Here is a 23,877-nt window from a genome sequence, read left to right on the forward strand (position 1 = left end):
CACCGGGGAGATGTCCGGTCACACCGGGGAGACGCACTGCTCCGCCCAGACGATCTTTCCGGTGGATGTCTGGCGGGTGCCCCAGCGGTCGGTGAGCTGACCGACGAGCAGCAGGCCGCGGCCGCCCTCGTCGAAGGTGCGTGCCCGGCGCGGGTGCGGAGCGGCGTTGCTGCCGTCGGCGACCTCGCAGATCAGGCACTGGTCCTGGATCAGCCGCAGCCGGATGGGGGCGGCGGCGTGCCGGATGGCGTTGGTCACCAGCTCACTGACGACCAGTTCCGTGGTGAACGTGAGGTCGTCCAGCCCCCAGCGGGCCAGCTGGTCGGACGTCACCTTCCGGGCGTCGGCGACGACGGAGGGCTCCTTGTCCAGGTCCCAGGTGGCGATCCGGTCGACGTCCAGGGCACGGGTACGGGCGATGAGCAGGGCGACGTCGTCCGTGGGCAGGCCGGGGAGCAGCCTCTCCAGGACGGTGTCGCAGGTGTCCTCCAGGTCCCGCCCGGGGTGGTGGGACAGAACGCGGCGCAGCGTGTCGAGGTTGCCGGGCCTGGCGTTGATCAGGCCGTCGGTGAAGAGGGCGAGCAGGCTGCCCTCGGGCAGTTCCAGCTCCGTGACCTCGAAGGGCAGACCTCCGACACCGAGCCGGGGACCGGCAGGGACGTCGAGCAGTCGGACCGTGCCGTCGCGCCGGACGAGCGCGGGAACGGGACCGCCGGCCCGGGCGATGGTGCAGTGCCGGGTGACGGGGTCGTACACCGCGTACAGGCAGGTGGCGGCCATGTCACCGGCGGTCTCCTCGGCCTCCGGGGTCTCAAGCACCTCCGGGATCCCGGTGCCCTCGGCCGTCTCGACCTGGCCATCCTCTTCGTCCCGGCTTTCGTCCCAGCCTCTCTCCCGGCTTTCCTCCCGGCTGTCGCCCGCCGCGCTGTTGCTCTCCGCGGCCAGGCGGATGACCAGGTCGTCCAGCTGGGTGAGCAGCTCGTCGGGGGCGAGGTCGACGTCGGCGAGGGTGCGCACCGCGATCCGCAGCCGTCCCATGGCCGCCGTCGCCTGGAGGCCGTGGCCGACGACGTCCCCGACGACGAGCGCGACCCGGGCGCCGGACAGCGGGATCACGTCGAACCAGTCGCCGCCGAAGCCTGCCTGGGTGCTGCCGGGCAGATAGCGCGTGGCGACCTCCACGGCCGGCTGCTGCGGCAGCTGCCTCGGGAGCAGGCTGCGCTGCAGGCTGAGGGCGGTGGCGCGCTCGCGGGTGTAGCGGCGGGCGTTGTCGACGCAGACGGCCGCCCTGGCCACCATTTCGCCGGCCAGCAGCAGGTCGTCGGGGGCGAAGGGCTCCGGGCGCCGACGCGCGAAGACCGCCACGCCGAGCGTGGTGCCGCGGGCCCGCACCGGTATCGACATCACCGAGTGGAAGCCGTAGTCGCGTACCCGGGCGGCCCTGTCGGGGTGCGACCGGGTCCACCGGTCGAAGTCGTCGTCTCCCTTCCCGCTCAGGACGGGCCGGCCGGAGGCCAGGGAGCGGGCGGGCGGCGAGTAGTCCGGGTAGATGTCCACCGCGCCGAGTTTGACCGCGGCTTCGGGGGTGCCCTCGGTCGCGGACCGGTGGGCGACCCGGCGCAGGGTGATGGTGCCCACCACCGGGCCCGGGAACGGGTCGCCGCCGTGCAGCACGGAGTCGAGGAGATCGACGCTGACGAAGTCGGCGAGCCGCGGGACGGCCATGTCGGCGAGTTCGTCCGCGGTCCGCGACACGTCCAGAGTGGCTCCGATGCGGGCGTTCACCTCGTTGAGCACGGCCAGCCGCTGCCGTGCCTCGTACTGACCGGTGATGTCGCAGCCCGCCGTGAACACTCCGTGGATCCGGCCGTCCGGATCCGTCACGGGCGACATGGTGACCGCCCACCAGGTCACCTTCCCGGTCCCGGCCTCCGCCGCCGGGGCGGCGACCTCGTAGCGAACCTCCTGCCCCGTGCGGGCCACCGAGCGCATCGTCTCGATCAGACGCTGGGCGGACGCGGGGACGGAGGGTGCTCCCTCCTCCCGGGCGTCCCCGTACAGGTCCTCGACGGCGTGCCCGAGCACCTGCTGCTCGTCGAAGCCGAGCAGGCGGCACGTCGCGGCGTTCATCCGCAGGATCCGCCCGTCGACGTCGTAGACCGCCATGGTGAGCGGGGACCGTGCGAAAGCCCACTCCAGGAGCTGCGCGTCGTCGTACGCGCCGACGGCCCGCGACGGCGCCGGGGAGTGGACGAGGAACCACTGGGACTGTCCGTCGGCGGCCGGCGCCGACCAGGCCCGCAGGTCCGCCTCCAGAGGGTGACCGTCGTGGTGCCGCAGCGCGACCCGGCCGCTCCAGCTCTGCGACGCGACGGCGCGCCGCAGGGCCGCAGGGGTCGGATCCGCGGCCAGCAGGAGGGACGCGGGACGGCCGAGCACCTCGGAGGGCGTGTAGCCGAGCAGGTGCCGGGCGCCCGGGTTCCACGCCGTGACCAGGCCGTGTGCGTCCACGGCGGCCACGGCGTCCGGCGGCTGGACGGGATTCCTCTCCCCGTCCCCGCCCATCGGTCGCGGAGTGTCACCGCTCGAACGCATCGTCACTCACCTCGCCGCAGACCACCCGCGAGGAACCCAGATCCCGAACTTCTTTTTATTACCCGCCATATGGATCAATAACCGGACAGACAGACTCCTACCGCTCCCTCCTCCTACTCCCTCCTACTGCTCCAGTGAGAGAGCGAAGAGATGAGCCCTGGCCACCCCGTCGGGCGCGGTCAGTGTGATCGTGGTGAGCTGCCGGCTCGCGTCGAGTTCGATCACCTGGTGGAAGACGGCCGCCTTGGTGGCGAGGGGCCCGGTCCGGGTGTGGATCTGGCTCGTGGTCACCGCCTCGGTCTCGCCGTTCTCGGGGCCGGACGCCAGCCAGTTGGTGAGCGTGAGCTGCGCGGTCCCGCTGGTTCCGTCGGCGTAGCGGACCACCGCCGGGACGGTCACGGCCCCCGTGTCGCCCGCGCCGAGGACGTGCAGCTTCGCGTAGGCGCCCTGCGGGACGGTGATCTCCTGTCCGGCCGCGACGACGTTGTTGTTGGTTCCCTCGCTCCCGTTGGTGAAGAGGAAGGCGATCCCGTTGTCCGTCGTCTCCCCGGTCTGCGGCAGCTGGGCCATGGGGTACGTGCGGCCGGAGCCGTCGAAGTCCCCGTCGCCGTAGTACATCTCGGTGGTGATGCCGTCGTTGTCGAAGACGCCGGTGAGGTCGATCTGGGTGACGGTTCCGCTCTGCGGCGGTTCCGGCAGGCCCCAGGGGTCGGCGGGCACGGTCACCTTCACCGGGGCGATCCGCAGGTCGGGCCGTGAGCCGGCCGGGAGGATCACCGCCTCCCCGTCCCGTGGCAGGTCCAGCTCGACCACGCCGTCGCCCAGGTCGCGCCAGGCGGGGGCCGGGCCGCCGACCCCGGCGACCGTGAGCCGCCCGCGCAGCGAGTGTCGTATGCGGCACGGCTCCCCGGCGAGGCTGCGCACCCGGACCCAGCGGGTGCTGCCGCCCCGGCGGACCGCGCTGACCAGGAACGCGCCCTGAGTCCGGAAGTCGTGCAGCGTGACGTCCTGCCATGCGGTCGGAACGGCCGGGAAGACGCGGATCGTGTCGCCCCAGCTCTGGCACAGCATGTCGTGCAGGCTCTGCGCGGCGGACAACGGTGTCTCGACAACGGGCCCGGCCTCGTAGTACATGGTGTTGGGCTGCACGAACCGGGCGACCAGCTCCCGCAGATACGTCAGCGAGTCGTCGCCTCGGCCCATCTGGGCGGTGATCGAGGCGGCGCCGGTGAAGCTGTAGCCGCGCAGGGCACCCTCGAAGCTGATCCAGTGGTTCAGCGAGCGTTCGATCAGGTCACGGTGCTCGGGCTGCTCCCAGTTGACGAGGTAGAGGGGGTAGACCGACAGCATGTGGGAGTAGTGCCGGTGGGACTTCGCGAAGGGGACGCCTGCTCCGATCATGAAGCCGTTGTCGTCCACCGGGTAGTCGGTCAGCTTCTCCAGCACCTCGCGCCACTTCGGCTCCAGGGTGTCCCGGACGCCGAGCAGCTCGGTGGTCTCCAGCAGGGTGGTACAGCTCCAGCGCAGCAGCGCCAGGTCGTAGTTGCAGTCGGGGGCGTTGCCGTACTCGGGCGAGTGGGTCGTCGGCAGGTGCAGTCGTCCGTCCTCGCCCTCGTACAGGAAGTGCAGGTAGTAGTTGGTGGCGCGGCGCAGCAGCGGGTACAGGACGTCTTCCAGGACTCCCCGGTCCATGGTGTGACGGTAGGTCAGCCACACGTTGTGCAGCGCCCAGGGCAGGTTGCCGACCTCCGGGGTGGTGCTGACGCCCGGGACGGCGACCGTGCCGCTGCTGTCGCAGGTGGCGTCGGTGGCGCGGCGCACGCCCGCCGAGTCGGAGCGGTACTCGGGGCGCAGGGCGCCGATCAGGGTGTCGGTGTTCTCGGCGAGGGTGCGCGGGACGGCGTCCAGTTCCAGGTGGTTGGAGCCGTGCACCGCCCAGTACTCCAGCTGGACGTTGAGGTTCCACCACACGGCCGGCCAGGGGGTGGACTCCAGCCAGGGGCCGGTGGTCGCCATGATCGGCGCGTGCTCGCGGGCGCCGGAGGCGAGCTTGTAGAGCTGGATCCAGTAGAAGCTCTGCAGCATCCCGTCGGGGACGGAGAGGAAGCTCTTGCGGTAGAAGCGGTGCCACCACTCGCGGTGGGTGCGCAGCAGGCTGGAGACGGGCAGCGCGGACGCCTTGCGGACGGCCGTCCTGGCTCGGCCCTCGGCGTCGGTGCCGGGGTGGGAGTGGGCGACGGACAGGACGTACACGCGTTCGCCGCCGAGTGTGCGCTCCCGGTGAGCGGTGACGGTCTGGCCGCCCGCGACCAGTGACTGGACGACGACACCCGTGCCGTCCGGCTCCCGTGTGATCACCGGATCGGGATTGGGCTCCAGGCCCTCCGGAGGGTCCTCTCGGACGATGCGCGGGCTGACGGCGGGCGAGGGGACGAACTCCCAGCGGAAGTCCCGCTCCCCCACGCTCGCCGTCGCGGTGACGAGCAGCAGCGTACGGTCGTTGTGGACCAGGGCACGCAGTTCGATGCTGCCCTTGTCGGTGGTGACCGTGCCGCTGATCTCGGCGTTCCACAGGTTCAGGCGGAGGTCGGCACCGGTGATGGCGCCGACGGGACGCAGGAGGAGATTGCCGACGGGAAGGCGGGCCAGGCCCCAGTTGTGGCCGAACTCCGGCCGATGGTCCTGTACTTCGCTGTGGTGGACGGTGAAGCGGAGGGCGTTCGCCCCGGGTTCCCGGTAGACGATCGAGCCGAGCAGACCGTTGCCGAGGAACGGGCCCTCGTACCAGGCGCGCGGCAGTCGCCTCCATCGCGGGTCCTGTGCGGCGAGGAAGTCCCGCCACTCGCGGTCGGTCCGCATGCCGGTGACGGCCACGGGGCCGACGGCCGGGCCGGGCCGGTCCGCAGCCGCGGCCGGTTCCGCGACGCCCATCCCGGTCGTCGCTCCGGCGGCGGCGCTCGCGGCGACGCGGCCCAGGAACCCCCGTCTGCTGACTCCCATCGCCGATCTCCCGTCCCATCGATCCGTACGTTGACCCGTACCTTGACCCGCGCATGGCCGGCGCATGGACCGGCTCATGGACTCGCCCATGCCCGCAAATTGATCCGATGACTGGCTAGTCGGGAGCGTAAGAAGAGGCCGATGGCGCGTCAATACCCCTGACATGCACGGAGGTTCATCCGATGAATGGCAGGCTAGGGTCTACGCACGATCCGGAGGCGGCCCACTGCTCTCGCGCACCACCAGCTCGGTCGCCACCTCCACCCGGGTTGTCTCCGGCTGTTCCCCGGACAGCAGCCGCAGCACCATCCGGGCCGCGAGCGCGGTCATGTCGGCCAGGGGGGTGCGGATCGTCGTCAGGCGTGGGGTCACCCAGTCGGCGAACGGCAGATCGTCGAAGCCGACCACGCTGACGTCGTCCGGGATCCGCAGTCCCAGCTCCGCGGCGGCCCGGTAGGTGCCCAGCGCCTGGTGGTCGCTGCCCGCGAAGACCGCGGTCGGAGGCTCGCGCAGCGCCAGCAGTTCCAGCGCGTGCCGGTGCGCGGGGGTGTGCGTGAAGTCTCCGTACCGCACCAGCGCCGGGTCGAAGGGGAGCCCCGCCTCCGCCAGTGCCGAGCGGTAGCCGTCGACCCGCGCCCGTGAGGTGAGCCGACGCTCCGGGCCGCTGATGATCGCGATCCGGCGGTGGCCCAGCTCGATGAGATGGCGGGTGGCGGCGAGCCCGCCGGGCCAGTTGGTCGCGCCCACCCACGGCGTCCCGGGCGCGGGCTCGTCGATCGGCGCGACCAGCGCGTACGGGATGCCGAGCCGGCCCAGCTCCTCGTGCTGTTCCGGCGTCAGCTCCGGCACCACGAGGATCGCCCCTCGGGTGGGCCGGGTGGCCAGCGAGTCCAGCCACTGCCGGGCGCGCCTGGTCCTGCCGTGCGTGGCGGAGACGACCAGCCCCATGTTCGCGTCGTGCAGGACGTCCTCCGCACCGCGGATCAGCTCCACGGCCCAGGGGCTGTCCAGTTCGTTGATGACGAAGTCGATCAGCCCGCCGGGCTGTGCCGCGGTGGCCGTGGGACGGTGTTTCGCCAGATAGCCGTGCAGCTCCAGCAGGCGCTGCACCTTCGCTCGAGTCTCCGCCGATACATCGGACCTGTCATGCAGCACCTTGGAGACAGTGGAGACCGAAACTCCGGCATGTTCGGCGATCTCGGCCAGAGTTCGCCGCCTTCCGGGGTCAGATCCCGTCCGAACCGTTGACGTCATCGGATGAATCTCCTACGTTTCCGGGGCGGTCGCGAGTTGCGAAAACTATCGCAACCATGCTCACGGGAGTAAAGGTGATCCGCGATGACGACTCGATGCCGGCGCTGAGCTACGACGGCGGGGCGCACGACCGGGTGCGCGAAGAGCCGACCGGGGCCAGGTTCCGGGGCGACACGGTCCGCTGCGCCCGGCGGCCCTGGCCGGATGTCGAGATCACCGCCTGGCCGACGGCGGCACCGCCCCGGCCCACCGCCGCCCTGGACCTGCGCACGCACCGCGTCCGGACCGGGCGTGTGCTGCACACGGCCGCGGGTGCCTTCGCCGTGGGTCGCGGCGCGGGCGTGGAGCGGTCGGCCGGAACGGGGCTCGCCGCTTGGCGGCAGCCCCCGACAACGACTGAAGGCAGGACATGAGACTGAGGCACCTATCCGTACTGGCCGCTGTGACGGCGCTGCTGGCCCTCCCGGTGCAGGGCCAGGCGCAGGCGGCGGGCCCCGGCCGCGCCTACCACGTGGCGCCCTGGGGCAGCGAGAACGCCTACGGTTCCGAGGCGAGACCCCTGCGCACGATCGGCGACTGCCTCTCCCGGGTCCGCCCCGGCGACAGCTGTCTGATCCACCGCGGCACCTACCGCGAGCAGGTGAACCCGCCCTCCGGTACGAAGGACGCCCCGATCACCGTCGCCGCGTACGGTGACGGCCCGGTGACCGTGGACGGGACCGAGCCGGTGACCGGCTGGAAGGACGCCGGCGACGGCCTGGTCGCCGCCGACACCGACCTCCCCCTCGACCCCGACTTCAACGCGGTGTTCCTGGACGACGACCGTGCGGCGGAGGGCCGTTGGCCCAACTCCGGCCCCGATCCGCTGAACACCACCTGGGCCGAGGCCGACGCCACCTCCACCGACCAGCGCGTCGACGACACCGACCTGCCCGACGCCGACTGGACCGGCGCCACGGTGCACCTGTGGTCGGGCTCCAACCCCTGGGCCCAGCAGACCGGCACGGTCACCGCCACCTCACCCGGCAAGCTGGACTTCAAGGGCGGCAATTACCGCTGCCCGCCGCTGTGCATGGGAGACCAGAACTACCGCAACTACTACCTCGTCGGCTCCAAGGCGGCCCTCGACCAGCCGGGCGAGTGGTACTACGACGAGACCGCGCGCCGTCTGTACATGGTCCCGCCGAAGGACGGCATCGCCGGACACACCGTGACCGCCAAGCACCGGCTCTGGGGCGTCGACCTGAGCGAGAGCTCGTACGTCACCGTGCGCGGACTGAACCTCTGGGGCACGTCCCTCAGAACGGGCGCCGACAGCACGGGAGTCACGGTCGACCGGCTGCGCGCCACCTACATCTCGGAGTTCTCGACGCTCCCCATGCCGCCGGACAGCGACCTGGCGATACCGCCGTCCGAGGGCCATATCGTCGCCTCCCGGATCCTCGACTCGGGCGTGCAGATCCTCGGCACCGGCAACACCCTGAAGAACAGCGAGATCTCCCGGTCGGCCGGGGACGGTGTCCTGCTGCGGGGCACCGGCAACACCGTCATTAACAACTACATCCACGACGTCGGCTGGATGGGCAGCTACACACCCGGCATCGAGATCAACGGCAACGGCCACACGGTCACCCACAACACGGTCCGACGCACCGGACGCGCCTCCATCGACACCGCCTGGCAGCTCAACGGCCCGGAGTTCCGCGACAACCGCATCGCCTACAACGACATGTCCGAAGCCATGCGCACCTCGCGCGACGGCTCCCCCTTCTACGTGTGCTGCAGCCTGAACGGCACCGGCACCTCCATCGACCACAACACCTCGCACGACGCCGACGGCCAGGTCGGCTTCTACGTCGACAACTACTCCGGCCACTTCCGGCTGCACCACAACGTCGCCTGGAACACCGGCGCCCGGGGCACCTTCTTCAACGGCCACACCGGACCGAGCATCGCCAACGAGGACCACAACTCCAGCTACGGCGTGGGCATCAGCGAGAACTCGGTCCGGCTGAGCGGCGCGACGGACGCCTCCGGCTCGTACATCAGCAACATCATCGGCCCGAAACCGATCAGCGTCAGCCAGACCGGCGACCCTCTGCCGGTGGTCCGCTCCAACCTGATCAACGACAAACCCGGCTACACGGACGCCGTGAACGGCGAACTGTGGCTGACGGCCGGCTCCCCCGCCATCGACGCCGGCGAGGTGATCGACGGCATCACGACCGACGTCAGGGGCGCGGCTCCCGACCAGGGCGCGTACGAGTACGGTGAACCGATCTGGTCGACGGGCTGCAATCTGGCGGGCTGTCAGCAGAGGGTCCGCCACGGCACCTGGACGGCGACAGCGAGCGACGGTACGGACGCCGCCGCCGTCACCGACGGGGACATCAACACCCGCTGGACCGCGGCGAGTCCACAGTCCCCGGGCCAGTTCCTGACCGTCGACCTCGGCGAGGCCAAGACCTTCGACCGGCTCTCGCTGGACGCCGGCCGCGACACCAGCGGCCAGCCGTACAGGTTCTCCGTCGCGGTCAGCCGCGACGGGACGCACTGGAGCGAGCCGCTCGCCCGGGTCTCCGGCCGCTCCTTCACCCAGGACGCGGTGTTCCCCCGGCAGACCACCGCCCGCCACCTCAGGATCACGCTCACCGCGAGCGGCCCCGTCCCCTGGGTAGTCAACGACCTGCGCCTGTACGGCGACGGACCCGACTCCGCCGCCACGCTCCAGGCCGAGCAGGCCACGGTCGTACGAGGCGTGCAGCGCGGCACGGCCGCCACCGGCGTGCTCGGCTCCGGCGACTGGCTGGGCTTCCGCGAGGTGAACCTCGCCGGGGACCGGCTGACCGTGCGCAGGGCGTCCTCGTGCGCGCGGACCTGTTCGCTCCAACTGCGCCTGGACGCACCGGACGGCCCGTTGCTCGGGGTGGTGCCCGTCCGGGGCTACAGCGACGGGAAGTGGCAGGAGCAGTCGGTGCGCCTGAAGCGCGAGGTCACCGGTAGCCACGATCTCTACCTCGTGGCGGAGGGCGGACGACAGGTCGCCGCGCTGGACTGGCTGACGGTCCGGTCCTGATCAGCGCCGCCGATGCGGGCGCGCCGGGCGGCAGCGCACGGGGCTGCCGCCCGGTTCGCGTTCAGTGCAGGTCGGCCCGCGCGGGGGTGCCGTCCACGGAGATGCCGTCGACGGGGATGCCTTCGACAGAGCCGTCACTGACGGGACTGTCGCCGACGGGACTGTCATCCAGGAAGCCACCCGACTGGTGCTGCCACAGCTTCGCGTAGGCGCCGTCCGACGCGAGCAGTTCGTGGTGCGTGCCCTGCTCGACGATCCGTCCGCGGTCGAGGACGACGAGGTGGTCCATGGTGGCGACCGTGCTCAGCCGGTGTGCCACCACCAGGGCCGTCCGCCCCTCCATGAGCCGCCACAGCGCCTCCTGGACGAGGAGTTCGCTCTCGGAATCCAGGGCGCTGGTGGCCTCGTCGAGCAGCAGGATCGGCGCGTCGCGAAGGATCGCCCTGGCGAGGGCGACCCGCTGACGCTGTCCGCCGGACAGCTTGACGCCCCGCTCGCCCACCATGGTCTCGAAACCGTCCGGCAGCACGTCGGCGAACTCGGTGACGTGCGCCGCCTCGGCGGCGCGGCGGATCTCGGCGTCGGTGGCCTCCGGCCGGGCGAACGCGATGTTGTCGCGCAGTGTGCGGTGGAACATCGCGGGTTCCTGGGGCACGTATGCGATCTGGCTGCGCAGGTCGGCCTGGCGTAGCTTGCTGATGTCCTGGCCGCCGATCAGGATCCGTCCGGCGTCGATGTCCGTCATCCGCAGCAGCAGCCGGGAGAGTGTGGTCTTGCCTCCGCCGGACCGGCCGACGAGACCGATCTTCGCCCCGCTGGGCACCGCCAGGTCGAGACCCTTGAAGAGCGGCTCCGCGCCCGCGTGGGCGAAGGTCACCTTCTCGAAGCGGACGTCGGCGGCCCGGGGCCGCAGCGGCTCCGGCGACTCGGGGTCGAGCACGGTCGGCGGCACGAGCAGCAGTTCGGTGAACTGCGCGGCCTCGGTCATCGCGCTCTCCATGCGGCGGTAGATCTGGTTGAACTCGAACATGATCCGCGTCGCGTTGGTGTAGTACGTGAAGGCGACCACGACCGCCTCCACGCCGTGCGCGCCCCCGCCGAGCGTGACCGCCAGCAGCAGGCCCAGTACGTTGGTCAGCACGGACATCGGCGCGACCAGGGTGTCGATGCGCAGGTTGCCGTAGTCCCACGACCGCAGCGAGAGCCGCCGCGACTCCGCCACGCGGGAGCGGTGCTCCGCGGCCTCGCGGTCCTCGGCGGCGAACGCCCGGACCGTGTCCATGTTCATCAGGCTGTCGGCGACATGGCCCGACACCCGGGCGACCGCCCGCTCGCGCTGGGCGACAAGCGCCTGGCGACGGCGGATGAGGGGTACCACGCACAGCCCCGTCACCGCGATCATCACCAGGAGACCGACGACGAGCAGCGGTTCGTAGCGCCACAGCACCACCGCCCCGAACAGCAGCGGCACGAAGTTGCCCATGACCGAGAACGTCAGCGTGTCGACGAACTGCTCGAAGCGGGCGGCGAAGCTCAGGACCCGCTTGGTCAGCGAGCCGGCGAAGTTGTCGTGGAAGAACGCGGCGTCCTTGGCGAACAGCTCGTCCATGCCGATCACGTACAGGTGCTCGATGCCGCGGGCTTCGAGCCGGTTCAGACAGTGCAGGCCGACGCGCCACACCGCCTCCGCGAACAGCAGGATGCCGGCGAAGCCGAGGACGTACGGCAGTGCCGAGCCGACGGTGGCACCGGTGTCGCCGGCGATACCGCCGACGAGCTTCGCGACGACCAGCGGCGCGATGTAGTAGAGGCCGATGTTGCCCAGCGCCGGCAGCAGCATCCCGGGAACCGCCAGCCGCCGGAGCCGGACCAGTTCCCGTCGGTAGTAACGAAGTGCGAGGAGCACCGAGCCCTTGCCCGGCAATGCGTCGTGCGATTCAGGAGATCCCATCCCCCTGCCTTCCGGTACTCGCACGTCGAAAGCGCCGCGAGAACGGCAGTTTCCCGTGACGGCACCCACGACGTCCAAGCGTTTTTTTCGGTCGCGGAGATGCACGCGACTTCGCATTGGCGAGATTCAATCCCTCTGGGTTCACCTCAAAACGCTGGATCCAGTGCGCTACGGATATGAAGACCGTGTCCTGCAAAGTATTGGGAAATGATCCTCACTTTTTTGGGGCGCATGAATTCCGCCGCCGGGACGATCCCCAGCCAGGGCAGCGCGGCACCGACGGTGGCGTACAAGCCACGGAGCACACTCGCCTCGCGGCGTCCCCGGGAGGAGCATGGAGATGAGCGACCAAGGGAGGCCCGCCATGAAGACCGGAGCCTCGTATTACGACCGCTGGCTGTACTCGCACACGCCCTCCCAGGCCGAGGGCGAGCGCGACGAACCGGCCGAGAGCGCGGCCGTGGAACAGCATCCGGACGTCCCCAGGACCGAGCCGTCCCAGGCGGAGGGCGAGCGAGTGGACGACATCCGGACCGCATGACCCCTACAGATGATCAGTGAACGGTGCCCGCAACAGAGCCCCGGTACCGCGCGAGGCGCACCGGGGCTCGGCAGCGTACGGCGCCGTCCCGGGCGTCGCCTCACCGGTGCTGGTGGGACAGCCTCTGTGCCAGCGTGGGGATGATCACAGCGGCGGCCACCACATGGGACATGGCCAGGACGATCTGGGTGGAAGTCGCCGTGTGCGGGGCGACGGCCGGGCCGGCGAGGGACAGCGCGGTGAGCGCGACGGTGGTCACCGTGAAGGTGCGAGCGGGCCTCCTGGCCCAGCGGGCGAGGGCCACCGCGAGGATGATCCCGGCGACCGACCAGAACACCACGCCGCCGGCGAAGCCGCCCACCGGAATCTCCGCGGCCTCCTCGGCCCCGGGACTGGCCGCGTCCATCGGGACACCGGCAGCCCGGGCGACGAGTGCGAAGGCTTCGGTCACGACAGCGCCGGCGAGAGTCGCCAGAACACCGACCAGCCAGACGGGGCGCGCGGCCAGGAAGCGGGTGAACCGAGGTGTGGACGGGAACTGAGCGGTGGTCTGTGTCTGGGGCGCGGTCTCGCTCATGGCGCGGTCTCCTGTCATGGCAAGGTCTCCTGTTCGGCGTTCGGGCTCGGTATGCCTTTCGTGGGGGTAGACCGAGTGACGCCCCAGAACTCAGCGGTTCCCAGCGGACTTTCCGGAGAGTCGGCCGCCGGAGGCAACTCCAGGACAGCGATCACCGATCACCGATCACCGATCACCGATCACCACCGCACGAGAACTCAGTCACGGTCCCCGATGTTCTCGCTCGACACGAGCGCCCGGCGTGCCCAGAAGCCCAGCAGTACCGTCCCCCCGACCAACAGCGGTACCGGGTCGCCCGCAAGAGGAGCCAAGGCGTATCCCAGTGCCATGACCGTGAAGACGGTCAGGGGTACGAACGCCGCGGTGCCCTCCATCCCCAGCCACAGCTTCGATCCGCCGGTGCCCAGGACGCTCGCCCCGCCGGGCACCCAGGGGCCCGCGGCGACCACCAGCAGACCCGCGGTGCTGAAGGCGTCGGCCAGCTGAAACGGCATTTCCTCAGGGGTGTCCGGGTCGGACCTCCACAGCCGCAGGGTGTCCCCGATCAGCATGAGGGACAGCCCGGCGGCCGCCACCCACACAGTGGTCCTGTGGTCGCCCCGTACGAGACCGCGCAGGGCGAACAGAAAACCGAGGAACGCGATTTCGGCGCCCCACAGAACGCCCACCATTCCCGTCTCCAGCTGCCAGCCCCCACCGGGTCCCCGTAGCAGTACCCATCCGGTCAAGAACACGGACCCGGCTGTGACGATCCCGTCCAGCACGCGCAGCAGCCACAGGCGCCGGCCGGTTCCGGCACCGGTCGCGACCGTCAGACCCGCCACTCCCAGGCCGACCACCACCGTCACTCCGGTGACCACCACCGAACCGAGCACCGGCCGCACATCCAGCCCCCAGGCCCAGGGGTGAGCCGACATCACGTCGATCGCGGCCCGGTACAGCCCTCCGGCCGCCGCGGAACCCGCCAACAACAGCAGCCGCGTCCGCACCCGGCCGCTCGCGCCTGACGCGCGGAGCGCCAGGGAAGCCGTCAACGTCCAGCAGGCGACGGCCGGCCCGAGTCCCTGCATGGGTGTCGCCCAACTCTCGACCGCCCACCACCCGGTGGCAGTGAGCACTGAGCCAACGAGACACGCCAAGCCGACCGCGGCCCAGGTCCGCTCCCTGGTCCAACGGAACCGGCCCGCTCGGATAGCGAGCGCGTCCGGCGACTTCCACAACCCCAACATCAGGTGCGCCCCTCAACGGCCACCCGCCCGCAGGACACCCCTGCGGCCGCCCGATCACTCGGAGACCGTAAGGGACTCACCACCAGCACCGAACGGAAAAGTCGGTTGATTCACTCGTACTGTGTAAAAGGAGTGGTCATCCCTCCTCGCCCTTCGGCTCCGCTCAGCCGCATCAGCGTCCCCGATTCACCCTCCCGATCAGGACGTTCGACACGGCGTCGCGTGAGGTAGGGAGCCACTCACGACGCGGCCTTCCGGAGCGAGCGCCGTGGTCGGCACCGATATCGACGCGTCCGGCGGCTACCTCACCGGCTGACAGGACTCTTACCCCGTATCCGCACTAATGGAGTGGGACAGCGGGCGCATCGTGCGTCACCGAGGCGGAGGGAGACCGTGTGAGTAGCGGGCGTTGGACAAGGCGGCAGGCCATGCGGGCCGGGGTGACGTCCGCGGCAGTCGCGGCGTTACCGGGGACTCAGGCCGCTGCCGCCGAGGGACACGGCGTGCCCGGGGGCGGGTACGCGTGGAACGTGGAGGCCGTCGGCTACTGCGACATGGACGACCGGCCGGCGTTCAAGATGGCGATCCGTGAGGTGGCGGGACGGTGGTATCTCCACACCGGCCACTTCTGGGACTCCGGCTGGAGCGTCGTCGATGTCACCGATCCGGCGCGACCCGAGGTGGCGGCCTTCGTCCCGGGGCCCGCGGACACCTGGACCCTGCAGGTCGACCTGTCCGGGACGACCATGGTCACGGCGCTGGAGCAGATCTTTCCCAACTTCGGCGGGGAGCCGGACGCCGAGTTCGAGGACGGCGTGCTGATCTGGGACATCGAGGAGCCGCTGAGACCGAAGCGCCTGGGCCGCTTCCACACCGGCGGAACAGGCACGCACCGCAACCACTACCCCGGCGGACGATATGTGCACCTGGCCGCCGGGCTGCCCGGCCACACCGGCAACATCTACATGGTTCTCGACATCGCCGACCGGCGCCACCCGCGTGAGGCGGGCCGCTGGTGGGTGCCCGGCCAGCGTGACGGCGAGGCGTCCGAGCAAAGCAGGGACTCCGAGCAGGGCGGGGGGTCCGAGCAGGGCGGGGCGACGACCGCGGCACCACCCGGGCACGGCTTCTGCTGCCCCACCGGCGCGGACGTGTCGCTGCACGGGCCGGCCTATGTGACGGGCCATCACGCGTACCTGCCCTACGGCGCGGCAGGCATGGTCGTCCTCGACATCTCCGAGGTGTCCCGGCCGACGCTGGTGAGCACGCTCCGGTTCAGCCCGCCCTTCCACTCGCGCTTCGGCGTGCACAGCGTGCTGCCGCTGCCCGAGCGCGGCATCGCCTTCGCCAACTCCGAGAACGTCACGTACGCCGAGGGCGCCGCCCACCACAACTCGATCGTCGACATCACGAACCCGGCCGAGCCGTACCTGCTGTCCCTGTTCCCGGAGCCGGTACCGCCGAAGAACGCCCCGTACGACGACTTCACGACCCGGGGTGGCTGGCGCGGCCCGCACAACATCAACCACCATCAGCACCACCCGGACGTCGAGCGCCAGGGCGATCTGTTCTATGTCGCGCACTTCAACGCCGGGCTGCGGATCTACGACGTCTCCAACGTGCGGCTGCCGCGCGAGGTCGGCTACTTCCTGCCGCCGGATCCCAGTCGCCGTTACGGCCCCATGCCCGAGGACCGCCTCGTCACCCAGACCGAGGACGTGGTGGTGGACCGCCGTGGCTACATCTACATTTCGGACAAGAACCAAGGCGTGTGGATCCTCCGGTACACCGGCCCTCGCAGCGCAGAGCGTCGGACGACGAGTCACAGGCCCTCACGGACACCTTGAGCCGGGCCGACGGCGTCCCCGATGCACGAGAGGCAAAGACGTTCCTGCCGTGCACGCCACGCATCCGCGGGAGGCTGTCAGGACTCCTGCTTCGCCGTGTGCGCGGCGGTTTCGCCAAGGCTCAACTCACGGATGATGCGGGTCAGGTCGGCCGGGGAGGCCGCGAGGCGGACCGGCTTGCCCGCGTCGTCGAGTTCGGCGATGTGCCAGCTTCTGGGGACGGTGTCGCCGTCGCTGCCCCGAACGCGCCGCACGCCGCCCACGGTGAGCCGGTCCATCGGGATCGGCTTCGCCGCGAACCTGCCCGGGCCGGGGTGGGGTGTCACCGCGGGCGGGCCGCCTCCGAGGACGATGTGCGTGCCGAAGCGGTACGGGTTGTAGTCGGTGTGCTCCAGGAAGCGGGCAGCCAGGAACACCTCTCCTCGCTGCTCTTCCTGTCCTTCCAACTCGGCGGACCCTTCGACCGTGGCGGCCGCTTCGGGCGTACGAATGCGGGTGGCGCGCCAGGCCCAGGTGAGCAGGCCCAGCGTGGCCAGGGAACCCGCGGCCGCCCACGCGATCGCCACGCGAGAGGTGAGCAGGGTCGTTGGGTTGAGGTAACTGAGCGGCAGCAGCCACAGGGCCGTGCCGACGAGCGCCGCCGTGAACGGAAGCACCGAGGGGAGGACCTCGTCGTCGGGCAGCCGCCGCCCGCGCAGGCGCAGCAGCACGCGGGCGCCGGGGTGCCCCGCGGCGAGAGCGAGGGCGGCCGCGACGGCGGCCGCGTCCCCGGCGACAGGGACGTGCTGACGCCACACATGGCGTTCCCCGGCGACCTCCATCACCTCGCGGCGCCAGATGGTCAGTTCGACCCTGTCACCGGGCCGGAACTCCTCGGCGTCCTCGCGCGAGACCGCGAGTCGTTCCAGTGGCCGGCGGTCGGCGAAGTACAGCCAACTGGGCTTCTTCGCGGGCCAGTTGGCATCGGTCCGTGCGATCACGGCCGACAGGGTGGTCAGGCACCCTCCCTCCTCACGTTCCGCGACGGGTGTCCCGGATGTGCACGGGGCGGCCGACTTCCACGCCAGCTCATCCGACCCGATGCTCGGCACCCACCACGCGGCCAGGCCCGCGCACGCGAGCAGCAGCGCGCACAGTGCCAGCGAACCGGCCCAGCCACTCCCGGCGGTGCGGTACGAGACGACGGGGAGGTGGCTCGACTCCGGGTCCCCGTAACGACGGTGCAGCGCACGGAGCGCGCCCACCTCCGCGTCGAAGTCCGGGTCGTCCGGGGACCAGCTGTGCGGCAGGGGCAGGAGCCGCTTGCGTCCGTCGCCCAGCACCAGGATGACGCGACGGGTCTCCTGGACCCGGGGGGTGTTCGCGTACTTCAGGCGTACACGTAGGTCGGCGACGTCGCGCCACGGCACGCTCCGGCGGCGCAGCAGTGTCCGGGAGTGCAGGCCGTACGCGTCGGCGCTCACCCGGACGGTGACCGCGCGAAGCGATGCGATGCCCACCAGCGACAGCAGCAGCCCGAGACCCAGCCAGGCGTCCGGGCCCTCGTACGCCATGCGCACCACGAGCAGGCTCACCCCGGCCGCCGCAAGCCCGACGAAGAACCACAGGGCCCGCGTCTGGAGGGGACGACAGGTCACTTCCCGGACATCGGTCATACCCGGAAGCATCCCACCGTGCGCGCTGCGCCCACCTGTGCATGATGCGGCAACGTTCCGGCCGACCACGCTGCCGACCGGATGCAACGCGGCAGTTACACGGAGGACGGATGCGATGCGTCAATTCCACTGTGTAAATGGAAGTTTGCAGGTCGAGAAGAGAGCGGAATGGACTGTTCCAGTGGCTGCCGTCATGTGTAGGGTGCACTCAAATCTGCGGAGAGGTGGGATGGGATCAGTGGGACTGACACGTCGTGCGCTCATCAAGCGTGGAGCCGGAATCGCTGCGGGCGCAGGGGTATTGAGCGGTCAGGGGACTTCGGCATGGGCCTCCCCGGCCGTGGACGGCCGGACGGGCGCGCGTGCCGTCGAAGTGACCGTCACGGAGGCGACCAACGCCTCCGCCGCACTCGCCCCGGACGGCCGGACCGTCGTCCTGGACCTGATGAACCTGCTGTGGACGCTGCCCGCCAAGGGCGGCGACGCCGTGCAGCTCACCGGTGTCGAGGAGGAGGCGAGCGAGCCGGACTTCTCGCCGGACAGCCGCCGGATCGTCTACCAGGCCTACACCGACAACGCCTTCCACCTCTGGCTGATGAACGCCGACGGCACCGGACGGAAGCAGCTCACCTCCGGTGACGCCGACCACCGCGAGCCGCGCTTCTCACCCGACGGCACCCGGATCGCCTGCACCGCCGAAAGCGACGGCCGGTACGCGATCCACGTCATCGACGTCGACAGTGGCGATGCCACCGCCTGGACCACGGGCACCGGCCAGGAGGCCCAGCCCTGCTGGACGCCGGACGGCACGGCGATCGCGTTCGCCACCGGGACCGGCGACGCCCCACGGGCCATCGACAAGGTCACCGCCGACGGCACGCGCACCACCCTCGCCAAGGTCACCGAGGGCCGCCTCGCCGGGCCTTCTTTCTCACCCGACGGCAGCCGCCTCGCCTACGTCCACCTCACCACCGCCGGCACCGCGCTCGTCGTCGACGGCGAGACCGTGTCCGGCGACGGCGAGGACGTGTTCCCCTTCGCCGCCCGCTGGGCCGGTCCGGACGAGCTCTTCTACACCGCCGACGGAGGCCTTCGCCGCCGTACGCTCCAGGGCACGGTCAAGGACATCCCGTTCAGCGCCCGCGTCACCGTGCCCAAGGTGGCCGAACGGCCCGCCGCCGCCCGGGACTTCGACGGCGCCGGTGACCGCCAGGTCAAGGGCATCGTCGGTCCCGCGCTCTCCCCGGACGGCCGGAGCGTTGCCTTCGGCGCCCTCGGGGACCTGTGGATCATGCGCCGCGGCGGGGCACCCGAGGCGGTCGTCGCCGACGGTCACCGCAACACCGACCCGGCCTGGTCCCTGGACGGCCGCGGCCTCGTGTACACCAGCGACCGCGACGGCGGCGTCGCCCTATGGCAGTACGAGCTCGCCACCCGCGCCAGACGCCGCCTCACCGACACCGGCATCTCCGCGTCCGCGCCCACCGTCAGCCCGGACGGCACCACCGTCGCCTTCGTCTCCGAGGGCGCCACCCTCTCCGTCCTGCAGCTCGACACCGGAGCCGTACGCAAGGTCGCCGGCCCGCTCAACGCCCCCGGCCGCCCCACCTTCACCGCCGACGGCAAACGCCTGTCCGCCGCCGTCCTCGTCCCCGTAACTCCCCGCTACCGCGAGGGCCACAACCAGATCCTCACCGTCGAGCTCGCCACAGGCGAGGCCCACTACAGCGAGCCCCTTCCAGGCGGCTCCCTCGCCAACCGCATCGACGCGGGGCCCGTGCACTCGCCCGACGGCACCAGAACGGCATACATCGCGAACGGCACCCTGCACATCAGCGACCTCGACGCCGAAGGCCGCACCACCGGCACCGCCCGGCAGGTGGGCGACGAGACCGCCGACGCGCCCAGTTGGAGCGGCGACTCCGCCACCCTGCTCTACCTCTCCGACGGCCGCCTGCGCCTGACCACCCCCACCGGAAGGACCTCAGCGGTCCCGCTCCGGCTCTCCTGGCGCCCGGCGCGGCCCACCGGCCGTACGGTCGTCCGGGCCGGAGCCCTCTGGGACGGCACCGGCCCCGCCCTGCGGCGCGACGTCGACATCCACCTCGACGGGCACCGGATCGCCGCCGTCACCCCGCGCGGAGAGCGTCCCGTCCGGCCCGGGGACAAGGTGGTCGACGCCCGCGGCCTGACGGTGCTGCCCGGCTTCGTCGCCGTCCACGAGCACGGCCCCTGGGAGCGCAACGAACTCATGCGCCTGTGGCTCTCCTTCGGTGTCACCGCCCTGCGCTCACCCGGCACCTCCCACTACGCGGCAGTCGAGGCCAAGGAGGCCCTCACCTCCGGCCGCCGCACCGGCCCGCGCGTCTTCACCGCCGGCGACCTCGTCGACGGCTCCCGCATCTACTACTCCTCGGGCCGCCCCGTCACGGACGAGGAGCAGCTGAGCCGCGAGATCAACAAGGCCCGCGCCCTCGGCCACGACATGGTCAAGACGTACGTCCGGCTGCCCTACGCACTCCAGCGCTCGGCCGTCCGGGAGGCCCACCGGATCGGCCTGCGGAGCGCATCCCACTACCTGTACGGGCCGCTCTGTCTGGGCGCCGACGGCGTCGAGCACGTCGGCGGCACCAGCCGCTACGGCCGACGCCAGAAGGAGACCCACCTCGGCCACAGCTACCAGGACGTCACCGGCCCGCTGGCCGCGAGCGGCATGGCGTTCACGCCCACCTTCGGACTGTCCGGTCTCGGCCTGTCCGCGGTCCGGGCCGCCCTCTACCGGCACGCGGACTGGGCTCTGGACGACCCCCGGCTGACCTCCCTGCTCACCGCCGCCGAGTACGCGGAGCTGCGCGAGGGCATCACGGCGGCCCTGGAAAAGGAGCCGACCGCCGAACTCGCCTTCGTCGCCCGGCACGGCAAGACTGTCCGCCGCCTGGTCGAAGAGGGCGCCCATGTCGCCGTCGGCACCGACAGCCCGCTCGTCCCGCCCGGCGTCTACTACCACCTCAACCTGCAGACCATGGTCCGTCACGGTGTCAGCCCGTACGAGGCACTGCGCTCCGCCACCGTTCAGGGAGCCCGCACCCTGGGCCTGTCCGACCAACTCGGCACCGTCGAGCCGGGCAAGCTCGCCGACCTCGTCCTGGTCGAGGGCGACCCGATGACGGACATCAAGGCCGCGGCTTCCGTACGCCAAGTCGTCCTCGGCGGCGTACCGCACACGGTCGCGGACCTCACGGCGACGGCGACGGCGACGAAGCAGAGTGGAACGGTCGTCCACAACGCCACCCTGCCCGACGTCCCCCAGCAACCGGCCCGCGACAACTTCTGGTGGCACCGGGAGGAGCACATCCCCCACTCCTGCTGCTGATCGCGCGACAACTTGTGCGGGTCGAGGGGGACCTCGACCCGCACTTCGGCGATCCTGCAACCTGCACCGGCGGCTCGGGTGAAAATGGGCGCAGTCGGTGCAGACATCGGTTGGATCTCAACCTTCCGCCGGTCAGACACTTCCGGGCATGCCAGTTGACCTGTGAATACGTCCTAGCCACCCGCAGATGAGCCGCCACCTCGATTTCCGATACGTCGGAGGTCTTCCCCTTTCACTCAAGGCGCCTGCACCATGCCAAGAGGTTCACAACCAGGAATGGGAGGCACCTACGTGACCGTGATGCCTGGGAACGGGATCTCTCGAAGAGGTGTGATCGGTACGGCGGCCGCGGTCGCCGCGGTCGGCTGGTCGGCAGGGTCCGGCACCGGCTGGGCGGCGCCCCGCGCGGCCGGCGGGGCGGAGGGACTGCACGAACGGATGGTCAGGGCCGCCGCTCCGCGTTGGCGGCGGATTCCCGGCGACTGGAAGGACGGCCCCTTCCTGGGCAACGGCCTGCTCGGGGTGCAGGTCTACCGAGGTGCGACGGCCAACTCCGTGAAAGTCATGGTCAGCCACAGCCAGGTGCAGGACCAGCGCCCACAGTGGCGCGCTCCGTACGGATTCTCCCGGTTGCCCATAGGGCACTTCGACCTCACGCTCGCCGGTGAGGTGACCGGCGTCGACTGGACCTTGGACCTCTGGGACGCCGAGCTGCGCGGTACCGTCACGACCACACGGGGCAGCGTCCGCTTCTCGATGCTGGTGCACAACACCCGTACCGCACTGCTGATCTCCACCCGGCCCAGTGCCGGCGAGGAGGCTGCGGCCTGGTCGTTCACATGGATGTCCGCGACCTCTCCGCGCACAAAGGACAAACCCGCCGACTACACCGGCAACCCCGACCCCAGCGTCGGCTCCGCCGGAGACACCGGGGCCACCAGGTATGTCGAGCAGCCGCTGATCGCGGGCGGAGGGTGGACCACCGCCTGGCGCGAACGCCGCGTCGGCAGCGGCAGGCTGCTGGCCGCGCACATCGTCTACCGCTTCCCCGGGGACCTGTCGCGCACGACGGAGCTGGCCGTCGCCGAAGTGGCCCGTACGCTGTCCGCGGACCCGGACGACCTGGTGCGCGAGCACCGCGACTGGTGGCACCGCTTCTACCGGCGCAGCCTGTTGTCGGTGCCCGACAAGCGCATTCAGGACTTCTACTGGATCCAGCTCTACAAGGCAGCCTGCGCCACCCGGGCCGGCGGGCCCTCGATGTCCGAGTGGGGGCCGTGGTACCCGGAGACGGGCGGCAGTTGGACCGCCGTGTGGTGGAACCTCAATGTCCAGATCGCCACTTGGCTGATCCAGGGGTCCAACCACCTCGAACTCGACTCCGTCACCTCCACCTTCAAGGACTTCGAGGAGTTCCTGCCGCTGTCCGTCCCGCCGGAGTACCAGGACGGGCAGACCTACGCCCTGGCCCACCCCTCCGACTGGAAGCTCCGCCCCGGCGCCAAGACCGTCGGCATCCCCGGCACGTCCACCAAGACCGACAACAACGGCAATCTCATCTGGGCCATGCACAACGTCTGGCTCAGCTACCGCCACACCATGGACGTGTCGATCGTCCGCGACGTCCTCTTCCCGATCCTCGTCAAGGCGGTGAACTTCTACGACCACTTCCTGCACGAGGGCAGCGACGGAAGGCTTCATCTGCCGCTCACCCGGTCGCCCGAGTGGGCCGACGCCGAGGACTGCACCTACGACCTCTCCCTGCTCCGCTGGGGCTGCGTCACCCTCCTCGACTGCCTGCGCATTCTCCGTACGGACCATCCGCGCGCCGCACGCTGGCGTGAGATCCTCCGGCGCCTGGTGGACTACCCGCGGGACCCGACCGGGATCATGATCGGCGCGGGGAAGCCGCTCACCGAGTCCCACCGGCACTTCTCACACATGCTGTGGCTGTACCCGCTGCACGAGCTGAACTGGGACCGGCCGGCCGACCGGGAGATCATGCGGACCACCTTCGACCACTGGGTCAAGGACCGCGGTCTGTGGGCGGGTTACAGCTACGCCGTCGCCTCCTCGATGGCATCCGTGATCGAACGGCCCGAGGAGGCCCTGGACTTCTTGACCTTCTTCACCGACGGCAACGTCGTCCACCAGACCTGGGGCGCGAGGATGACGCCGAACACCATGTACGTCGAGGACACGAACCTCGGCATCGAGAGCCCCTTGACGGCGGCCCAGTCGGTCCTCGACACGGCCGTGCAGAGCCATGGCGGCATCGTGCGGGTCTTCCCCTCCGTGTCACGGCGCTGGCCCGACTTCTCGGTCCAAGCCCTGCGTACCCAGGGCGCGTTCCTCATCGACGCGGACCGGTCAGGCGGCCGAACCCGATGGGTACGCGTCCACAGCGAGGCCGGCGCACCACTGGTGCTGCAGCACGGCATCGACGGCGCCATCGACGTACGGGACGAGCACGGGCGGCGCCTGCGCTACCGCGAGACGGCGGCCGGCCGTATCGAGGTTCCCCTCGGCAGGGGAGAAACGGCCGTCGTTCTCCGCCGTGGCACGGACACGGACCTCGGCCCGCGTGACGTACCGGCCGTCGGAGACTCGAAGCCGTGGGGGCTGCCGGACTGAGCCGACGCCTCACCGATCGATCGCGTTGATCGCGCCCAGCAGACGCGGGCTCGGGGGCGAGCCCGCGTCGGGCGCTCCCGGCCCGCGGTCTGCGTGGTGGCTGCAGGCCGCCGCACTGCCTGCGTTCCGCAGCCCGTGTTCCGCA

General features: G+C 70.8%; 13 protein-coding genes. 6 read left to right on the plus strand and 7 right to left on the minus strand.

The window, feature by feature from the left end:
- Positions 1–18: 18 nt before the first annotated feature.
- The 3 genes from FPZ41_RS05035 to FPZ41_RS05045 form a co-directional block, all read right to left on the minus strand.
- Positions 19–2,595, minus strand: a complete 2,577-nt coding sequence (locus tag FPZ41_RS05035) for a SpoIIE family protein phosphatase (protein WP_228022472.1) — start codon at positions 2,593–2,595, stop codon at positions 19–21.
- Positions 2,596–2,718: 123 nt separating this feature from the next.
- On the minus strand, positions 2,719–5,595 hold the full coding sequence (locus tag FPZ41_RS05040) for a glycosyl hydrolase family 95 catalytic domain-containing protein (protein WP_152859514.1): 2,877 nt from the start codon (positions 5,593–5,595) through the stop codon (positions 2,719–2,721).
- A gap of 201 nt (positions 5,596–5,796) precedes the next feature.
- Entirely contained in the window at positions 5,797–6,849 is a 1,053-nt protein-coding gene (locus FPZ41_RS05045) for a LacI family DNA-binding transcriptional regulator (protein WP_194235989.1), read from the minus strand.
- Positions 6,850–6,905: 56 nt separating this feature from the next.
- Here FPZ41_RS05045 and FPZ41_RS05050 point away from each other — a divergent pair, with 56 nt between their 5' ends.
- Positions 6,906–7,262, plus strand: a complete 357-nt coding sequence (locus FPZ41_RS05050; RefSeq protein ID WP_152859516.1) for a DUF2264 C-terminal domain-containing protein — start codon at positions 6,906–6,908, stop codon at positions 7,260–7,262.
- Positions 7,259–9,925 (plus strand): discoidin domain-containing protein, encoded by a 2,667-nt coding sequence (locus tag FPZ41_RS05055; RefSeq protein WP_152859518.1) that lies wholly within the window; start codon positions 7,259–7,261, stop codon positions 9,923–9,925. Before FPZ41_RS05050 ends, FPZ41_RS05055 begins: the two co-directional genes overlap by 4 nt.
- A gap of 61 nt (positions 9,926–9,986) precedes the next feature.
- Here the strand turns inward: FPZ41_RS05055 and FPZ41_RS05060 are convergent, their stop codons facing one another.
- Positions 9,987–11,876 carry an ABC transporter ATP-binding protein gene (locus tag FPZ41_RS05060; protein ID WP_152859520.1) on the minus strand — a complete coding sequence of 630 codons (1,890 nt, stop codon included), beginning with the start codon at positions 11,874–11,876 and terminating at the stop codon, positions 9,987–9,989.
- A 340-nt stretch (positions 11,877–12,216) separates the two neighbouring features.
- Here FPZ41_RS05060 and FPZ41_RS05065 point away from each other — a divergent pair, with 340 nt between their 5' ends.
- The gene (locus FPZ41_RS05065) at positions 12,217–12,417 is read left to right on the plus strand and encodes a hypothetical protein (protein WP_152859522.1); all 201 of its coding nucleotides are present in this window, start codon (positions 12,217–12,219) and stop codon (positions 12,415–12,417) included.
- Between the two features lie 100 nt (positions 12,418–12,517).
- Here FPZ41_RS05065 and FPZ41_RS05070 read toward each other — a convergent pair whose 3' ends face one another.
- A complete protein-coding gene (locus FPZ41_RS05070) occupies positions 12,518–13,012 on the minus strand; it encodes a DUF6069 family protein (protein ID WP_228022473.1) in 495 nt (164 codons plus the stop codon).
- Positions 13,013–13,191: 179 nt separating this feature from the next.
- The gene (locus FPZ41_RS05075) at positions 13,192–14,112 is read right to left on the minus strand and encodes a hypothetical protein (protein ID WP_322619839.1); all 921 of its coding nucleotides are present in this window, start codon (positions 14,110–14,112) and stop codon (positions 13,192–13,194) included.
- Positions 14,113–14,618: 506 nt separating this feature from the next.
- On the opposite strand from FPZ41_RS05075, the gene FPZ41_RS05080 reads away from it, so the two are divergent.
- Positions 14,619–16,070: an LVIVD repeat-containing protein gene (locus FPZ41_RS05080; RefSeq protein ID WP_322619840.1), complete on the plus strand. Its 1,452-nt coding sequence runs from the start codon at positions 14,619–14,621 to the stop codon at positions 16,068–16,070.
- Positions 16,071–16,147: 77 nt separating this feature from the next.
- Here the strand turns inward: FPZ41_RS05080 and FPZ41_RS05085 are convergent, their stop codons facing one another.
- Positions 16,148–17,725 carry a PH domain-containing protein gene (locus FPZ41_RS05085; RefSeq protein ID WP_152859524.1) on the minus strand — a complete coding sequence of 526 codons (1,578 nt, stop codon included), beginning with the start codon at positions 17,723–17,725 and terminating at the stop codon, positions 16,148–16,150.
- A gap of 340 nt (positions 17,726–18,065) precedes the next feature.
- Between FPZ41_RS05085 and FPZ41_RS05090 the strand changes: the two genes are divergently transcribed.
- Both FPZ41_RS05090 and FPZ41_RS05095 read left to right on the plus strand, forming a co-directional pair.
- Positions 18,066–21,098: an amidohydrolase family protein gene (locus FPZ41_RS05090; RefSeq protein ID WP_322619841.1), complete on the plus strand. Its 3,033-nt coding sequence runs from the start codon at positions 18,066–18,068 to the stop codon at positions 21,096–21,098.
- Between the two features lie 276 nt (positions 21,099–21,374).
- Positions 21,375–23,732 carry a glycosyl hydrolase family 95 catalytic domain-containing protein gene (locus tag FPZ41_RS05095; protein WP_228022474.1) on the plus strand — a complete coding sequence of 786 codons (2,358 nt, stop codon included), beginning with the start codon at positions 21,375–21,377 and terminating at the stop codon, positions 23,730–23,732.
- Positions 23,733–23,877 lie beyond the last annotated feature (145 nt).

This window comes from Streptomyces acidicola, from assembly GCF_009377235.1.
In the GTDB taxonomy this organism is placed as follows: domain Bacteria; phylum Actinomycetota; class Actinomycetes; order Streptomycetales; family Streptomycetaceae; genus Streptomyces; species Streptomyces acidicola.